Origin of the sequence: Blautia sp. An81 (assembly GCF_002161285.1) — a bacterium.
In the GTDB taxonomy this organism is placed as follows: domain Bacteria; phylum Bacillota; class Clostridia; order Lachnospirales; family Lachnospiraceae; genus Blautia; species Blautia ornithocaccae.
This window is the reverse complement of sequence record NZ_NFHH01000035.1, coordinates 16,459-32,625: the sequence shown is the minus strand read 5'-3', so window position 1 is coordinate 32,625 and position 16,167 is coordinate 16,459. Positions and strand designations below refer to the sequence as shown.

Annotated in this window: 21 protein-coding genes; all 21 read right to left on the bottom strand. The window is 42.2% G+C overall.

What is annotated here, in order from left to right:
• Window positions 1-126: 126 nt before the first annotated feature.
• Complete coding sequence (locus tag B5G33_RS22120; RefSeq protein ID WP_242971429.1) at window positions 127-261, bottom strand: DUF6019 family protein; 135 nt, start codon at window positions 259-261, stop codon at window positions 127-129.
• Window positions 262-415: 154 nt separating this feature from the next.
• Window positions 416-697 carry a hypothetical protein gene (locus B5G33_RS19110; RefSeq protein WP_087275053.1) on the bottom strand — a complete coding sequence of 94 codons (282 nt, stop codon included), beginning with the start codon at window positions 695-697 and terminating at the stop codon, window positions 416-418.
• A gap of 59 nt (window positions 698-756) precedes the next feature.
• Window positions 757-1,176 (bottom strand): nuclear transport factor 2 family protein, encoded by a 420-nt coding sequence (locus tag B5G33_RS19105; RefSeq protein WP_087275054.1) that lies wholly within the window; start codon window positions 1,174-1,176, stop codon window positions 757-759.
• Window positions 1,177-1,200: 24 nt separating this feature from the next.
• The gene (locus B5G33_RS19100) at window positions 1,201-1,800 is read right to left on the bottom strand and encodes a Type 1 glutamine amidotransferase-like domain-containing protein (protein ID WP_242974774.1); all 600 of its coding nucleotides are present in this window, start codon (window positions 1,798-1,800) and stop codon (window positions 1,201-1,203) included.
• Window positions 1,801-1,853: 53 nt separating this feature from the next.
• Window positions 1,854-2,183, bottom strand: a complete 330-nt coding sequence (locus B5G33_RS19095; RefSeq protein ID WP_087275056.1) for a cupin domain-containing protein — start codon at window positions 2,181-2,183, stop codon at window positions 1,854-1,856.
• 74 nt (window positions 2,184-2,257) lie between these two features.
• Window positions 2,258-2,584 carry a MazG nucleotide pyrophosphohydrolase domain-containing protein gene (locus B5G33_RS19090; RefSeq protein ID WP_087275057.1) on the bottom strand — a complete coding sequence of 109 codons (327 nt, stop codon included), beginning with the start codon at window positions 2,582-2,584 and terminating at the stop codon, window positions 2,258-2,260.
• Between the two features lie 17 nt (window positions 2,585-2,601).
• On the bottom strand, window positions 2,602-2,976 hold the full coding sequence (locus B5G33_RS19085) for a hypothetical protein (RefSeq protein WP_087275058.1): 375 nt from the start codon (window positions 2,974-2,976) through the stop codon (window positions 2,602-2,604).
• 46 nt (window positions 2,977-3,022) lie between these two features.
• Window positions 3,023-3,670, bottom strand: a complete 648-nt coding sequence (locus B5G33_RS19080; RefSeq protein WP_087275059.1) for a flavin reductase family protein — start codon at window positions 3,668-3,670, stop codon at window positions 3,023-3,025.
• 30 nt (window positions 3,671-3,700) lie between these two features.
• On the bottom strand, window positions 3,701-4,096 hold the full coding sequence (locus B5G33_RS19075) for an iron chaperone (protein WP_087418780.1): 396 nt from the start codon (window positions 4,094-4,096) through the stop codon (window positions 3,701-3,703).
• Between the two features lie 111 nt (window positions 4,097-4,207).
• The gene (locus B5G33_RS19070; RefSeq protein WP_242971430.1) at window positions 4,208-5,476 is read right to left on the bottom strand and encodes an MFS transporter; all 1,269 of its coding nucleotides are present in this window, start codon (window positions 5,474-5,476) and stop codon (window positions 4,208-4,210) included.
• A 1-nt stretch (window position 5,477) separates the two neighbouring features.
• Window positions 5,478-5,942: a MarR family winged helix-turn-helix transcriptional regulator gene (locus B5G33_RS19065; protein ID WP_087275061.1), complete on the bottom strand. Its 465-nt coding sequence runs from the start codon at window positions 5,940-5,942 to the stop codon at window positions 5,478-5,480.
• Between the two features lie 93 nt (window positions 5,943-6,035).
• Window positions 6,036-6,545 (bottom strand): helix-turn-helix domain-containing protein, encoded by a 510-nt coding sequence (locus B5G33_RS19060; RefSeq protein ID WP_087418779.1) that lies wholly within the window; start codon window positions 6,543-6,545, stop codon window positions 6,036-6,038.
• A 235-nt stretch (window positions 6,546-6,780) separates the two neighbouring features.
• Window positions 6,781-7,440, bottom strand: coding sequence for a suppressor of fused domain protein (locus B5G33_RS19055; RefSeq protein WP_087274172.1), 660 nt, complete (start codon window positions 7,438-7,440; stop codon window positions 6,781-6,783).
• A gap of 78 nt (window positions 7,441-7,518) precedes the next feature.
• Window positions 7,519-7,935, bottom strand: a complete 417-nt coding sequence (locus B5G33_RS19050) for a pyridoxamine 5'-phosphate oxidase family protein (protein ID WP_087274170.1) — start codon at window positions 7,933-7,935, stop codon at window positions 7,519-7,521.
• 51 nt (window positions 7,936-7,986) lie between these two features.
• On the bottom strand, window positions 7,987-8,466 hold the full coding sequence (rlmH, locus tag B5G33_RS19045; RefSeq protein WP_087274168.1) for a 23S rRNA (pseudouridine(1915)-N(3))-methyltransferase RlmH: 480 nt from the start codon (window positions 8,464-8,466) through the stop codon (window positions 7,987-7,989).
• A 15-nt stretch (window positions 8,467-8,481) separates the two neighbouring features.
• The gene (locus B5G33_RS21460; protein WP_158229657.1) at window positions 8,482-9,033 is read right to left on the bottom strand and encodes a DsrE family protein; all 552 of its coding nucleotides are present in this window, start codon (window positions 9,031-9,033) and stop codon (window positions 8,482-8,484) included.
• The gene (locus B5G33_RS19035) at window positions 9,014-9,757 is read right to left on the bottom strand and encodes a DNA alkylation repair protein (RefSeq protein ID WP_087274166.1); all 744 of its coding nucleotides are present in this window, start codon (window positions 9,755-9,757) and stop codon (window positions 9,014-9,016) included. The genes B5G33_RS21460 and B5G33_RS19035 overlap by 20 nt, the downstream gene beginning before the upstream one ends.
• 244 nt (window positions 9,758-10,001) lie before the next feature.
• Complete coding sequence (gltA, locus tag B5G33_RS19030) at window positions 10,002-11,393, bottom strand: NADPH-dependent glutamate synthase (RefSeq protein ID WP_087274164.1); 1,392 nt, start codon at window positions 11,391-11,393, stop codon at window positions 10,002-10,004.
• Window positions 11,393-12,280 carry a sulfide/dihydroorotate dehydrogenase-like FAD/NAD-binding protein gene (locus B5G33_RS19025; protein ID WP_087418778.1) on the bottom strand — a complete coding sequence of 296 codons (888 nt, stop codon included), beginning with the start codon at window positions 12,278-12,280 and terminating at the stop codon, window positions 11,393-11,395. Before B5G33_RS19025 ends, gltA begins: the two co-directional genes overlap by 1 nt.
• Window positions 12,281-12,480: 200 nt before the next feature.
• The gene (locus B5G33_RS19020) at window positions 12,481-13,614 is read right to left on the bottom strand and encodes a chitobiase/beta-hexosaminidase C-terminal domain-containing protein (protein WP_087418777.1); all 1,134 of its coding nucleotides are present in this window, start codon (window positions 13,612-13,614) and stop codon (window positions 12,481-12,483) included.
• A gap of 22 nt (window positions 13,615-13,636) precedes the next feature.
• Window positions 13,637-16,159: an FtsK/SpoIIIE family DNA translocase gene (locus tag B5G33_RS19015; protein ID WP_087418776.1), complete on the bottom strand. Its 2,523-nt coding sequence runs from the start codon at window positions 16,157-16,159 to the stop codon at window positions 13,637-13,639.
• Between the last annotated feature and the right edge of the window lie 8 nt (window positions 16,160-16,167).

Here is a 16,167-nt window from a genome sequence, read left to right as displayed (position 1 = left end):
CGGACGCTCACTTTGTTCAATTAGGCCAAATCGAAAATGGTGTAAACGAAGAGGCAGTTCACTGGAATGCCAAAACTGCTTTTTCGTTTACCCCATCATCGATTCTAACCTAAAGAATTGTCTATTCTAGTTCTTAAGATCCTCTTTCCTTTTATCTTCAAAATATTCTTTCAATGCATCTTTTACTGCCTGTTTGACAATAAAATATAGACCTAATATTACAATAAGTACCGCTATCACAATAATTGGCAGCCATTCCATATTTACCTTTCTCCTTCCATATTTACCGCAATTTCAGTTTATCTATGTCTAGTTTTCACCAAAAAAATTTCTTCTAATAGACATGTTTGTCCATCTCATAAATACCAAGTTATCATACCAGTTTTGTTTATTATAATACCCCGGCTTTTCCCTGTCATTTTCTTTCTGCTGTTCCCAGATCAACTGCTATGGACAGGCCGATTCCTATACCGGCGCAAACCAATAACATGCCTATCATTTTTCTCTGAATGATCAGACACAAACCTATGGTCACAAGTGTTAAAGCAAGTATTATGGATGCGATGAAGCAAATCTTTTGCCACTTTCCTTTTCTATGTCTAAAATATTCTTTTCTTTTTTCACTAATTTTATTTTCTGCTTTATATTCAATAATGCCTTCTATCAGCGCTTTTATGATATCTTTAATAAGTTCCATGATAATCTCCTGCAAATTATTCTGTGCTTTCCTCAAAATCGCTTTTATAGCAAAGATAATTAAAACCAGCTTATTTTTTCATCTTTAAATTGAGGCTTGTCTCCATTTTGATAAGGATTATAGTTATTTCGATTACACCCAAATTCGGTCAGGGATCTTATTTTATTATCAGTTGTCCATTTAATTAAGGACATTCCGTCAAATTCCTCTTTTCCTCCTGTACGCATTTCGTTTTTGAAATACCACTCTGCTATAGTTTGGTCATCTTTATGGAAAAACTGCTTTATCTCCCAGCTGATAACTTTCCCCCGTGTATTCCATTCATGAAACCAATGTTTCACTGTTTTGCGGTCTTCATACTTAGGACCCCAACTCTCTGTATAGACCACATCTTCTGTGAAAATCTCGTCAATACCTAAATCCTGTTGTGTAAGCCACATATCAAACCATAAACGGATAATTTTTTCTCTTTCATTCATAATGGCGCCTCCAAAAACTCCACTTCAACAGATAATTTTCTGACATTCTCCTCTGATCAATACTGTTTGTCCATCTGCTAATTCGATCAAATCCTTCTTTGATATTTCTCCACAAGGACTTCCTTTTTCAGCATGGGGTATCAAGGGATTTGCCAGATAGCCCAAACTATCGGCAAAATTTCCTGCTGCGATCATACTGCCTGCGCTTATCCCCAGATATACCAGCCCCTTTTCAATGGCCTGTTTTAGCGGTTCCGAAAGCCCTGTCCTATTTACTTCATCCATAAGTCTCCGGGCATTCCCGCCGCAAAAGGCGATCACATCATACTGAGCCAGCTCCCGGGCATTCATTAATCGAAGCTGATCCGGTATATTCCGGACATAGCTTGAATAGGTTCTTTTGTATCCATCAGAAAGCAAAAGCGCCAGATCATAAATGAGGATATTATTTACCGATATCCCCATATTCATAAGACGCTCCATACATACGATAATACCTTCTCTCGCTCCATCATTCTCCACTGCTGCAGATGGAACCAAAATCGCTTTTGTGTCAATCGGTTCTTTTCCAACGCATTTCCAAAACAATGATGTAATTTTTTCGTTTAAACCGCTTGAGGTCAAAAAAAGAGTTCTCATGAGTCTGCTTCTCCCTTTTATACAATAATATTCAGGATTTATCGCTCCACAACAATAGTCAGCATAACTAAGTCTTCATTTCCGGTGTTGATGATACTATGCTCTGATCCTTTTGGACAGATGTGACAAGTCCCCGGATTAAGGATTTCTTCTGTTCCGTCACAAACTGCTTTACCGGTTCCTGAAAGAATATAATTGATGTCGTCACTTGTGGGATGACTATGCATGCCGATGGAACCGCCGGCATGTATGGCACAAGGAATGATCTTACCTTTGTCATCCATATACATTCTGGCCGTCATCTCGCCTGTGCCATTGTTCATTCCCGGCATATGTATTTCCTTTAACTCATTAAAATCAATTAACATTTCAATTTCTCCATATCGTATATGATACTTATTGATTATATTATATCCCATTAACTCTATTTTCTAATTCGGATTTACCAGCGTGTCATGTTTTTCCTAAACTTGTTTGTATAAGACTGTTTTAATTCATCTGCAGTTATTCCATAACAAAGAAGAACATCATTATAATACATAAGAACATCTGCAAGTTCTTCGATAAGTTGTTCCCGCAAAGTGTCATCTGAAACAGCATTTTCACTGCCGTTCTTTTTAATGATATCAATTACTTCTCCGATTTCACCTATCATCCAGAGTAATTTATTTTTCCCTGTTTCAGGAGAAATCGGTTCCCATTTATCTTTATATTTATCCTGCAATTCTTTTTGCATTGCTAACATTTCATTTAATCCAAAATCTGCCATAAATAAGCTCCATAAATTTATCTGTTTCCGGTTTTTATGTATTCTATCAGTGCTTCCACATCCTCAAAGTCGTCATAGTCCCCATTTATGCCATCACGGTGGTAAACAATTCCATTGGCCTCGTTTTTTTCCAGACAGTCCAAAAGATATGCTTCACCATATCTTTTAACAAATAATGTAAAAGCATAGGGTTTTATTTTGCCTAATAATCCTTTTCTGCACTCTTCATCGCATTCATAACAATGTTGTTTTTCTTTTTCAATAGAGCATTTTCTGTTTTCGCACCAGTCTTTGTCCGGACATTGACCTGAATCACAGCCGGAACAGGCTGCGTTTTCAGAACATAAACAACAGGCCAGTCCGCAGCGTGCAATTCCTAACTCCCGTTTCATAACAATTCCTCCAAGCTTCCGTTTTCTTTTCATGTCTTATATACTGTCAATCATATTTTTCAATGTTTATTGTACCAATTGCCGACAGATTTGGCTCGCCGGTAACCAGATCCTGAGGCGCTGGTATCAGCATCATAAAGCCTTCTTTTCCATATCTTTGTGCATAGCCCTGGGCATATTCTTTTTCTACAGAAATATGCAGTACTTGTCCGATAACCATAGCCGTAATTCCTACACCGCTTAGATCCTTTGTCTCTTTCAAGGTACATTCTATATTGATAAAAGCCTCTTGAATAGCCGGTGCATGAATCGTTTTTCCATTGGAAAGTGTAAAGCCTCCCACAGCAAATTCATCGGTTTCCATATCGTTGTGATGAATGGTATCTACCAGTTTATCGTAATAGCATATAGGCAGAAAATTTATACAAAAACATTTTTCCCTTTGAATATTGGCGTAGGTATGGGTATGTTGATACAGATTCCCCATTACGGCAAAAAAGGCAGTTTTATCTCCATGAAAACAACTCCATGAATGAAAGCAAACATTTGGCTCTCCGTTTTCTTTCCATGTAGTAATTGCAAATAAAACTGTCGGTATTCCAGCCGTCACCTCAAAATGTGAAAACAAGTCAAATTCTTCCGGATAGGAAGGTTTAAAATATTTTGGAAAGTCTTTTCCGATTTCTATTTTCAATCGATCACCTCCTGGATTGCATATGTCAAATCAGCTTAAACACCATTTTGCAATATCTTCAATCAATTTTGTAGGTAGTTCTCTATCATAAGGAAAATATATTGCATTTTTCTTAGTAACAACTTCTTCTAACTCCAGTGCAAACTTTTCAATAGCTTTAATCCCTACATAAAAGCTGACGTGCTTTTTACAAGCAGAAAAGGAAATGGATTTTCCTTCTTTCTCATAATACGGCATACTCCATAATATACGTTCATTTACACACGGAACACTTTTTTGTAATATGATCATCATTTCTGTTAAATGAGAACGTGTCTCTATGGGCTGCGAATTTATATATTCTAATACTGTTTCCGGTGCTTTCCCGCAGTAATGACCTTGATTTGCTCTTTTAAACTCCCTCCCGCATTTTGGGCATATCCACATATTCTGTTTCCTCCGCAAATTCCAAACTGTCGGCCTGTTTTTTCTTCATTATAACATTGGTTTATTTCCCTGTCATTTTATTTCTCGCTCATGCAAAAAGAGAGCGGAACATCAGCTGCCTAAATGGATATTCTCAGTCCGGGCGCATCTGTCTGAAGCAAGGTAAAGGGGAATAGCCGCAAACTGTGCAATAACCGATATAATTACCATGGCAGGAATGCTCATATCATAAAGCACACCCATGATCCAGCTTCCAAGGAACCAGAAGATACCAAAGGAACATTCAAAAATGCCATATCCCGTGGCCCGGCAGTCTTTAGGAACCATAGAAGTGACCACAGCTTTCAGGATAGATTCCTGAGCGCCCATCCCGATTCCCCAAAGAGCTACACCCAGCAGGAGCATATGGATAGAGTGAATGGAAAATACAAAAACAGCAAACACACTGGAAAGCAGCGTAGAAATCATCAGTGCCTTTACGCCGATCTTATCATAAAGATGCCCGAATACAAGAGCGGCTGCAGCATCTACTAACATCGCACCGGCATAAAGCAAAGGAAGGGTTCCCTCTGTTACCAGCGAAGATGTCTCTGCCAGACTGGCCGCCAGGCCGGTATAAGTCCTGGAAACATGCATAATGATAAGGGAATAGTCAATAAATCCAAAAGCAAAACAGCTGATCCCTGCAATATATAGTACAAAACTTTTTCTCATGCGGAAAGGAACGTGTTCTTTCGGCTCAGGCTCAAATTGTTCCGGATTTGGGAATCTGCGCCGGGTAACAAGGAGCAGAACCAGCGTAATAGCACCAGGAATAGCAAGCACCCCAAAGCAGAAAGCATAGGTCTGAAAGACATCTCCCTCTGTCCGAAAAAGCATTACCAGGTATAGCAGTACCGGTCCTAAAAAAGCGCCGATCTGATCTAACAGTTCCTGCAGGCCGAAGCTCTTTCCGACACCTTCCTGAGATGCCGCAAAGGACATAATCGTATCTTTTGCCGGTTTCTTAATAGCTTTGCCCATCCGCTGAATGAGCAGCAACAGACATGCCCATACCCATCCATGCTCTCCTACCAGAGCCAATGCCGGCACTGCCAACACATCCAGTACATAGCCAAAGATTGTAATCGGCCAATACTGCCGGGTTTTATCCGTAAGTTTTCCGAATACATATCGCATAGAATATCCGACCAGTTCTCCCAAACCGGAGAAAAAGCCAATCGCACCGGCAGAAGCTCCCATGACAGACAAATACGCTCCCCGGATACTGGAAGCGCCCTCATGGGTCATGTCAGAGAACAGACTGACGATTCCAAACAGAATGAGAAATACCATTGCCTGGGACAGATGTTTTTTCTTTTGACTGACATCCATATCCATATTACTCACACTCCCTTATGCGTGCTGTCATCTCAGGAAAATCGGCTTTGCTTTCTTCTTTGCACCGATGATAAAGAATATCCAGCAGATGCGCAAACTCCTTCTGCTCCTCCTTTGAAAGTGGTTCAATAAGCCATTCATAAAACAGAGCCTCAATGTGGGCTTTGGAATTTTTCAGGCTCTGGGCCTGCTCCGTAGGAAAAATAAGCTGGCTGCGCCCATCTGCCGGATTATTTTCTCTCCGAAGGTAACCCTTTGCCTCCAGATTGGCAGTCTGCTTTGCCACAGCCCCTTTGTCTGCCCCTAAGATTTTACTTATTTCCGCTTGCGTGATGCCGGGCCTTTTCCGTACAACATGAATGAGATCGAACTCCGCAGTGCCGACCCCTTCTGCTTTCATCATCCGGGAAGTAAACTTCCCCACCTCCCTGGCTATTTTTGTAATCTGACGCTGTGTGATATCCACATTGATCCCTCCTTAAAAAAGATGTACTATCAACTAATTAGATGATAGTACATCTTTTTTTACCAGTCAAGATGATCATGTTCTGCAAACTGCTCAATCTTTTTTCCTTGTCAAAAATATCCCGGCAATTGCCCCTATAAGGATAATCGGTGCTAATCTGACAAACAGCCATTCAGCTGCGTGATAAATCACTCCGGCAACAGCTAATTCAGGATCACTATAATCCCAGCCCAAGTATGGACTATTTAATACTAGTAAAGCTGCAAATATTATCACTATACCACACGCAATGAAGATAAATAGCCACTGAAGCATTTTCCGTTTTGCTGCCGCCTTTTTTGCAAGCTGCAAATTTATAACCTCCAGTTTTTCAGAAATTGCTTTTAAATCATTCCTTTTCGGCTCAGCAATCGTTTCTCCAAGCAAAGTGCTTACGGGCGTTTCAAGGACTTCCGATATAGAGATTAACATATTCGAATCAGGGACTGACAGTCCTTGCTCCCATTTGGATATTGTTTGTCGCACTACATGCAGCTTAATAGCAAGTTCTTCCTGTGACAGACCCTTTGATTTTCTGATTGCTTTAATGTTTTCATTTAGCATGAAATCCAACCTCCCTTCTTTCAATTGTTGTCACAATTGTACGAAAACCTGCCCGTTGCCGCAAGCAACGCATAATAACATTTCCACTTCCCTGCTGCAATTATTTATGATATATCGCTCTATAACATATCCGAATGCGGTTTTAATAAATTAAGCAATTCTTTCTTTTTTCTCCACAGGCATCCATCTCTGAATTTAATACTTTTGGAATAATCATCCCTCCGCCTGCATTTTTCTATAAATAAGATTTTTTTCTCTTCATATCCGTTATCAGTTCCGGGTTATCCTTCTTCATCTTCTCTACCAGAAGGGAAATATTACTGCTGTCTTCTCTAATCGCATCCAGCTCTGACTCTGTTATTCCCACAAACTGAAGAAATTCCACTTTACCATGCAGTGTATCCAGAGTCTGCGCAGAGGTATCATTCACAATAAGAAGTGCTGTTATGAGCGACTCCGTCCCTATGTGAAGAGAAGTTCCGTTTCCTGGCACACATTCGCCCGCTTCAAAAAATCTTTCGGTTGTGTATGTATATCGTGCAAGATTTGACAGCATATCCAGTGCCCATAAACAATCTTCCGCACTGTTTTCTTTAAGCTTTATAGTCATCTCATATCCCCATCTGCTGTACTCTCCTCCAAAGGCCTCTTCCTCCGCATAGAGCTCGCTCATTCCGTATGTGACTATATGCTGATAGCCTTTCTGAGATTCATAAATAGAATATCCGTCAAGATAATTATCGCCTCCGAAAATCGCTCTTGCGTGGATATTTGTACCGTAATGAGCAGGCTCTTGTCCGGGATACAGCCGGTCAAACTCTCTGTCGATTGCATCCCAGCCGGGTGCCCAGTCATCGTCCTTCTTCATTTTTTCCACATACTCCTCTCTCGCCATTTTACAATACCTCCTTCATTTCTTTGTAGTGATCTTTTTCGCATCAACATACCGCATAAGATAATGGGAATTCGAAGTTTAAAACTCATATCTTGTTCCATGTGAAAGTAACAGTCCGTCCGTTAATTCCACACATAAAATTATAGTGTTTTCATCATCAAAATCATTATGTCCATTATCAATCCATTGGGCAAAAACAATTTTCAGTTTCTCAGCAATTGTACGATTTTCTTCTTTTCCGAAATACCCTAAATTCTTACCCTTTCCGTGTGCGGTAAACCATTCACCTGCTATCGCAACATTTGGGTTCTTTTCTATTTGTTTTATTTTATTAGAAAGTGCATATGTAATGATATAAAATGAACCATCCTCATAATAAGCATTTACCTTCCGTACATACGGCACTTCCTGTTCCACCGTCGCTAATGCAATCACTGTGTCTTTTCCAAAACGTTCAGTCATAATTTTTTCTGCTTCTGAGCATAATTTTCTCATAAAGTTATCTCCTCCTCAAAATAGCAAGGATGTCAGGCTATAAAGCCGCCCTTACTTATGATACGGCTCTCCCGCCATAATACGGTACCCTCTGTATATCTGTTCCAGCAATATGACCCGCATAAGCTGATGTGGAAAGGTCATCTTGGAAAAGCTGAGCCCATAGTCGGAGCGCTTCAACACCTCCTGGCCCAGGCCGATGGAACCGCCGATGACAAAGATAAGATGGCTCTTCCCCTGAATCCCCAGATTTTCTATCTTCTTGGAAAATTCTACGGAATCCAGCATCTTTCCGCCAATTTCCAATGTGATGACGTAAGCATCCTCTTTCAGATACTTTAAAATCCGTTCTCCTTCTTTCTGGCGTATCTGGTTCTCCACTGTCTCGCTGGCATTCTCCGGAGTCTTTTCATCTGCCACCTGAATAATTTCCAGCCTGCAATATTTACTCAGACGTTTTGTATATTCATCTACAGCGTCCCGGAGATATTTTTCTTTGATTTTTCCAACAGTTACAATGGTAATCTTCATGATTTCCGTTCCTTCCTAAAACTTTATATAAAGATATCCTTCTGCCTGTTTCTGGAGCAGCTCTGAAATTCCCCAGGGAACAGTCTCTGCACCTCCTGGCAGTTCCTGTTCTTCTGTACCGCACTCTGCCATAGACTTTTTGCAGACCAGGATACGACCTCCTTTTCCTGTCAGCTCTTTTATCTTCTCTCCGATTTCTTCCCTGTCCCTGCAGCCACAGACTGCCTGATCCTCTGCCAGGATCTGAATCTTTCCCGGCTGGCCTTCCTGTTCCCATGCACAGAACAGCTCTGCTCCGGCTTTCAATGCTCGTATAAGTCCCTTTTTCGTATCTGCATGGAGCAGGACCTTTTTCTCTTCTTTCCCCGAAACTCCCGACGAATCTTCTGTTTTCATCACCTCATATTCTACTTCATCCAGGGAAATCGGCACTCCGGTCTTGCTGGTCACGTTGACGCCTCCATACCAGGTGCTCTCTACTGTAAAAATATCTCCTTCCTGGTACTCCATAGACCAGTCATTCATTTTATTGATAATTCTAATTTTGTCATTTACTTCCGCTTTCATAGGAAACTCTCTCCCTCCTCAGTTCTTTTAATCTTTCTTTGTCTTCCTTTGAAACCCGATAGGACTCCCGGATTTTCTGGATCGCCTTATTGTGAGTAAAGTCGTCCAGAAGATTTTTGCGGAGAAAGACTTCCGTCTTCTCTGGAAATTTCACATAGCAGACAGAAACTGCCCAGGCTGCCGCCATTTTCACATAATATCCTTCATGATGTACTTTCCCCAGAATTTCCAGAACCCGGTCTATATACTCCTCGTTGATAAAAAAATCAAGGATAGAAACCAACGCAAAACGTATTTCATACTCCTGTACACTGTCTGCATATAGTTCTAAAAAGGCAAACCACTCCTCCTGGTCTTTTTCCATGAACTTATAAGTGGCGCAGCAGCAGTCACAGATGGCCCAGTTGTTGATATACGGCACAAAAGCCTCCAGCTCCCGGCAACGCTCTTCTCTACTTAATCTGGCATATCCAATCATCATTCCCCTGATCATCAACTCCTCATAGATCTCTGGATCTGCCTCTTTTGTAAAGCTCCAGTAGTCCTCTCTGGCTGCCTTTTTGCTGATCCTACGGAGCTGAGGTACACGAACTCCCAAAAAGTTTCCCATTCCCGGAACTAAGGATTTATGGAACTCCCGATAGTCTGGATCTGTATTTTTCTCCAATTCTTCCCTGACCCACTGGGTAACAGAGTAAGACGTCTCGTTTCTGCATTCCGACATACTATATCTCCTTTATAGATCATGATGCGTTATCTGAAAATCTTTCTTATATTCTAAGTTATTCCTCCGATATATGCAATTCATATTTATAATTTCCTTTTATACATTTAAATGCATATTTATAAATTGTCGAAGTTGTCCTGATTTTTTCCTGCATAAAAAGGGAACTGCTGCGTCAACATCAATCTCTTAATGTTGTTCATACAGCAGTTCCCCTATTTTACAGATTTAAATCTGTTTAATTTTATTTTCTGTTTTTGATAAATTCATCAATACCTTTTGCAGCAGCCTTTCCAGCGCCCATAGCCAGGATAACTGTAGCAGCTCCTGTTACGGCGTCACCGCCTGCAAATACGCCTTCTTTAGAAGTCTGGCCGTTTTCCTCATCGGCAATGATACATTTTCTTCTGTTAATATCCAGACCGATTGTTGTAGAAGAAATCAGTGGGTTTGGTGAAGTTCCCAGGGACATGATCACAGTGTCTGCTTCCATGGTAAATTCAGAACCTTCGATAACTACCGGACGTCTTCTTCCAGAAGCATCTGGCTCTCCCAGTTCCATACGCACACACTTGATTGCTTTCACCCAGCCGTTTTCATCTGGAATGATTTCTACAGGGTTTGTAAGAAGGTCAAAAATCACACCCTCTTCTTTTGCATGGTGAACTTCTTCTCTTCTGGCCGGAAGTTCTTCTTCACTTCTTCTGTATACGATATGTACCTCTGCACCCAGACGGAGAGCTGTTCTGGCAGCGTCCATAGCAACGTTTCCGCCGCCTACTACCACAACTTTCTTTCCTGTCTTGATCGGTGTATCGTAATCCTCACGGAAAGCTTTCATCAGATTGCTTCTTGTAAGGTATTCGTTTGCAGAGAAGACTCCATTGGATACTTCCCCCGGAATTCCCATAAACATAGGAAGACCTGCTCCTGAGCCGATAAATACCGCTTCGAAGCCGCCCTTTTCCAGCAGCTCATCGATAGTAGTAGACTTACCGATGATTACGTTGGTCTCTATCTTAACGCCAAGAGATTTTACGTTTTCCACTTCTTCTTTTACTACTTTATCTTTTGGAAGACGGAACTCCGGAATACCGTATACCAGAACTCCTCCCGGCTGATGAAGAGCTTCAAAAATAGTTACATCATATCCCAGTTTTGCAAGGTCACCTGCACAGGTAAGTCCGGAAGGACCGGAACCGATCACGGCTATTTTATGGCCGTTCTTCTCAGCAGGAGCTTCCGGCTTGATACCGTTTTCCTTTGCCCAGTCAGCTACAAAACGTTCCAGCTTTCCAATAGACACAGCCTCGCCCTTTACGCCTCTGATGCAGACGCCCTCACACTGGGTTTCCTGAGGACATACACGTCCGCATACAGCAGGAAGTGCGCTGGACTGGCTGATCACTTTGTACGCTTCTTCAAAATTGCCTTCCTTCACTTCATGAACAAAAGCAGGGATATTAATTGAAACAGGACATCCCTTGATACATTTAGCGTTTTTACAGTTCAGGCAGCGAGCCGCCTCTTCCATAGCTTCTTCTTTATTATATCCGAGACAAACCTCTTCAAAATTTGTGGCTCTTACCTTTGGATCCTGTTCTCTGACAGGTACTTTTTCTAATACGTTACCCATTATTCGTCACCTCCGCAGTTTCCGCATCCGCCGTGATGAGTATCTCCCTCACGCTCTTTCAGCAATGCTCTTCCTTCCTCAGTCTTATACATCTGCTGTCTCTTCATTGCAAGATCCCAGTCAATCTTATGTCCGTCAAATTCAGGGCCGTCTACACAGGCAAATTTCACTTCTCCGCCTACGATCACACGACAGGCGCCGCACATTCCTGTACCATCTACCATGATAGGATTCATGGATACGATAGTCGGAATATTGTATTTCTGAGTAGTCAGACAACAGAATTTCATCATGATCATAGGACCGATGGATATACATTTTGTATAAGTCTTACCTTCTGCCATAAGGTCATCGATAACTTTAGTAACCATACCGCTGCGGCCATAGGAACCGTCATCTGTAGTAATATATAAATTTCCTGCTACAGCTTCCATTTCCTTTTCCAGAATGATCAGGTCTTTTGTCTTGGCTCCTACGATAACATCCGCTTCAATTCCCTGTTCATGCAGCCATTTCACCTGAGGATAAACAGGTGCAGTACCTACACCGCCGGCAACAAACAGAAGTTTTTCTTTCTTCAAATCCTCTATATCTTCATTTACAAGCTCAGATGGACATCCCAGAGGACCAACAAAATCCTCGAAAGCGTCTCCTGCCTTAAGTTTTGTAAATTTCTCTGTGGAGGCTCCCACCGGCTGGAATACAATCGTGATCGTACCCGCCTCTCTGTCATAATCACAAATGGTCAAAGGAATCCTTTCACCCTTGTCATCTAATTTAACAATGACAAACTGGCCCGGCATACAATGCTTTGCAACCATAGGCGCTTCTACATCCATGAGATAAACAACCTCATTAAGCTGTTGTGCTTTTAGAATCTTATACATAGTCTCCTCCTCATATTCTTACAAAATATCGGCTTATCTGCTGACCTTCCAGCAAAAATCTGCTTTCTTTTGGCTTTTGTCGATATATTGTTATGATTGCTACATGTTAGTATAAGACAAACCGCATAAAAATTCAATCCACTTTCTCGTTAAAGCAGCGAATTTTGTGCAATCTGCCTCTATAATAGGCGGTTTTTTCCCTAATATCCGTAATATACATATACTTCACTGGCTACAGGACTCTTTTTCCCCCGGCTGTCTACGGCAATAGCGGAAAAAGTATGTTCTCCCTGAGGCATAGCTACAGGCCCGGTATACTCCGTACTGTCTACTGTAGGTGTTTCATCAAAAGCATAATACACCGTACAGCCCTCAGGAGCAGTTACAATGATATTTTCCTGATATTCATACATACCTGATACCGGTGCGATTTTGGGCCGCTCCGGAGCGTCAAAGCTGATAACATATTCTTCCTCTCCTATATCGCTTGGAACTGATTTTTCATTATAGGCAATATATTTGAAAGTAAACGTCCCCTCTTCAGTCAGCTCTACAGGCTCTTCATATCTTTCACTGTCCTGGTCCGGGTCAGAACCGTCCAGGGTATAATACACAGTTGTTCCCGAAGGGATATTGGAAATTTCAATCGTCACTTCTTCACTGTAGGAACCTCCCTCCTGAGAAATTTCTGGAAGGGAGCATACATAGTTCTGATAAATTTCTCTCATATTGTCACTGGCCTGGTTCATAAGATCACGGATAGCCGTATATTCTCCCTGTTGTTCATAAAGTCTTAAAAGTTCTCCATAGGCCGTTGTATTATCCGGATTCTCCTGGATCACTGAAAGGAGAATTGACTGAGCGGCTGACTCGTTATTATCCCGCACATAAATCCTGGCCTCCAGGATCTCGGCTTCCGGATTGTCTGGTTCCAATTCCCGGGCCCTGGCTATATATTGAAGAGCACTGTCATAATCGCCCTCTCTATAGGCCGTTTCTGCCTGGCTCATCTGATGGTCAAAAGAGTTTATCTGTGTCTGATAGATAAATCCAAAAGCAGCGATACCCAGAACTATAATGCCTCCTGCCACGCCGGCAATCACCTGCCGTTTATGCTTTTTCTTTTTCCTCTCCAGTTCCGCTTTTCTCTCTTCTTTCTCTCTTTCCTTTCTGGCCTCCATTTCCCTGCGTTTCTTTTCCCGTTCTTCAAGCTCTCTCTGCTTAATGAGGGTCTCCAGTGTATTGTACTCCGGCACCCACTGAACTTCCTTTCCGCATACAGGACAAAACAGGGTTCCTTCTTCCAAATCTGCACCACAGTTTCCACACTTCATCTATATCAAATCCTCATTCTTATTATAAATATTCCTCTATATATTGTTCAAATTGCTCCATGGACATCAGGACCTTCCTGGGCTTCGTACCTTCTTCCTCGCCGACTACTCCTGCGTCACACAGCTGATCCATGATCCGGGCAGCCCGGTTAAAACCGATTTTGAAAGCTCTCTGAAGCATACCTATAGAAGCCTTGTCCTTTTCAATGATAAATTTCCCTGCATCTGTAAAATAAGCGTCTCTTTCACTGCCTCCCTGGCTGGTTTGAGATGCTGTATCCTTCGCAGCTTCAATCTTCTGCTGAATTTCCCGGTCATATTCTGTCTCAGGGTGCTGGGATGACAGGAAATTCACCACAGCAGCTACCTCCTGGTCTGATACAAAGGCACCCTGGACTCTGGCCGGTTTCTGATAGCCCTGAGGATAAAACAGCATATCACCCTTGCCCAGCAGCTTTTCTGCCCCATTCATATCCAGGATTGTTCTGGAATCCACGCCAGAAGATACAGAAAAAGCAATCCTGGATGGCATATTGGCTTTGATCAGTCCTGTAATAACATTTACAGAAGGGCGCTGAGTTGCAATGATCAGATGGATTCCTGCTGCTCTGGCAAGCTGAGCAAGACGGCATATCGCGTCCTCAACCTCTCCTGGCGCCACCATCATCAGGTCAGCCAGCTCATCTACGATAATAACAATCTGCGGAAGTTCCTTGGGCTTATTTTCATCCTCTATATCCTTCAGATTCTCTACCTTGGCGTTATAACCTTTCAGATCTCTGACATTATACTGGGCAAACTTATCATATCGTTCCATCATCTCTGCTACAGCCCAATTCAGGGCTCCGGCTGCTTTCTTCGGATCTGTCACAACCGGAATAAACAGATGAGGAATTCCGTTATATGCGCTTAGTTCTACCACTTTAGGGTCTATCATAATTAATTTTACCTCATCGGGGGAGGCTTTGTAAAGAAGGCTGACGATAATCGTATTGATACATACAGATTTACCGGAGCCGGTAGCCCCTGCGATAAGGAGATGAGGCATCTTTGCAATATCTGCGATCACCGGACGGCCTCCGATATCCTTTCCTGCTGCAAAAGCCAGCTTGGAAGGACAGTTTTTAAATGCTTCAGACTGAATAAGGTCCCGAAGCATAACCGTACTGTTATTTTCATTTGGTACCTCAATCCCCACTGCTGCCTTACCCGGTATGGGCGCCTCAATACGGATATCTGTAGCAGCCAGATTCAGCTTAATATCGTCTGTCAGACTGACGATCTTGCTGACTTTTACACCCTGTTCCGGCTGCAGTTCATACCGGGTTACCGTAGGGCCGCAGCTCACGTCGGTAATGGTCACATTTACGCCGAAATTATGTAAGGTTTCCTGGAGTTTTCCCGCTGTTTCCCGGAGATGGGCATTAGAATCTCCGCCGCCGTTTTTCCCTTTCTTTAAAAGAGACACTGGAGGATATTTATATTCTTTTTTCTTTTCTGTCTCTCTGGTCTCTATTTGATTTTTTACTTCATCTACACCCTGACGGATTTCCTCAGGAGAAGATTTGGGATTTTTTCTGCTTTTATCCTCTTTTCCTTCTTCATTCTGGAGTTCCTGTTCATCTTCAGCTGCCGCGATTTCTTCCAGGTCCTGAACCAGACGGTCTGAACGATGGATAGGGAAAGCTTTCTCCGGAACAAATGGTTTTTCTTCTTCCAGTACCGTCTTTTCCTCTTTTTCTGATCTTTCTTCCACGAAAGGCATCCTTGGTTTTTCTGCCTGAGAATCATCTTTATTTTTCCTTCTTCTGGAATCTTTTCGGACTTTTTCAGTTTCCTGGGCAGACCTCTCTCTGCGGTGTTTTCGTTTTTCTTCCAGTTCTTCCTGCTTTTCCGCTTCCTCTCTTCGGAGTTTTTCCGCTTCTTTCCGCTCTTCCTGTCTTCTGGCAGCCCCCTGATAAAGAGCCATGGTAAATTTTCGTATCATGTCGAAAACCGATTTCTGGGTAATTAATACCAGAGAAATCATCAACGCGGCCACGATAATCGCATAAGTGCCTGCAGACCCGAAGGCAATCACAGAAAAGCGGCACAGAACTCCTCCCAGGATTCCACCGCCAGTTTTATATTCTGCTGATATATTAAAATAATTCCACAGATTATCCTCCAGCACTTCTCCTTCTGTAATCATCTGCATAAGCATACATACTGTAATAAACAGCAGGGCAAATCCTGCCATCTTTCGATAGGCTCTGGGATTTCTGCTGTTTGAGATTACAAAAGCCGTACCTAAAAACAGAAAAAAAGGAAGGGCATAGCACACTACCCCTACCAATCCGAAGAAAAAACTGCTAAAAGCATTTCCTACGGCTCCTCCTATGCCAAAATTGCTGACAAGGAGAACCACTGACAGCGCCAGCACAATCCAGAGGATGATCTCTGTTTCCATGGTCCGGTTCTCAACTGTCTGTCTCTTCTTTGTCTGCGTTTTTCTGGCTGTAGACTTTCTTTTTTTCCTTCCTGTAGCGCCTTTTTTTGCTGCCATCCTTATTC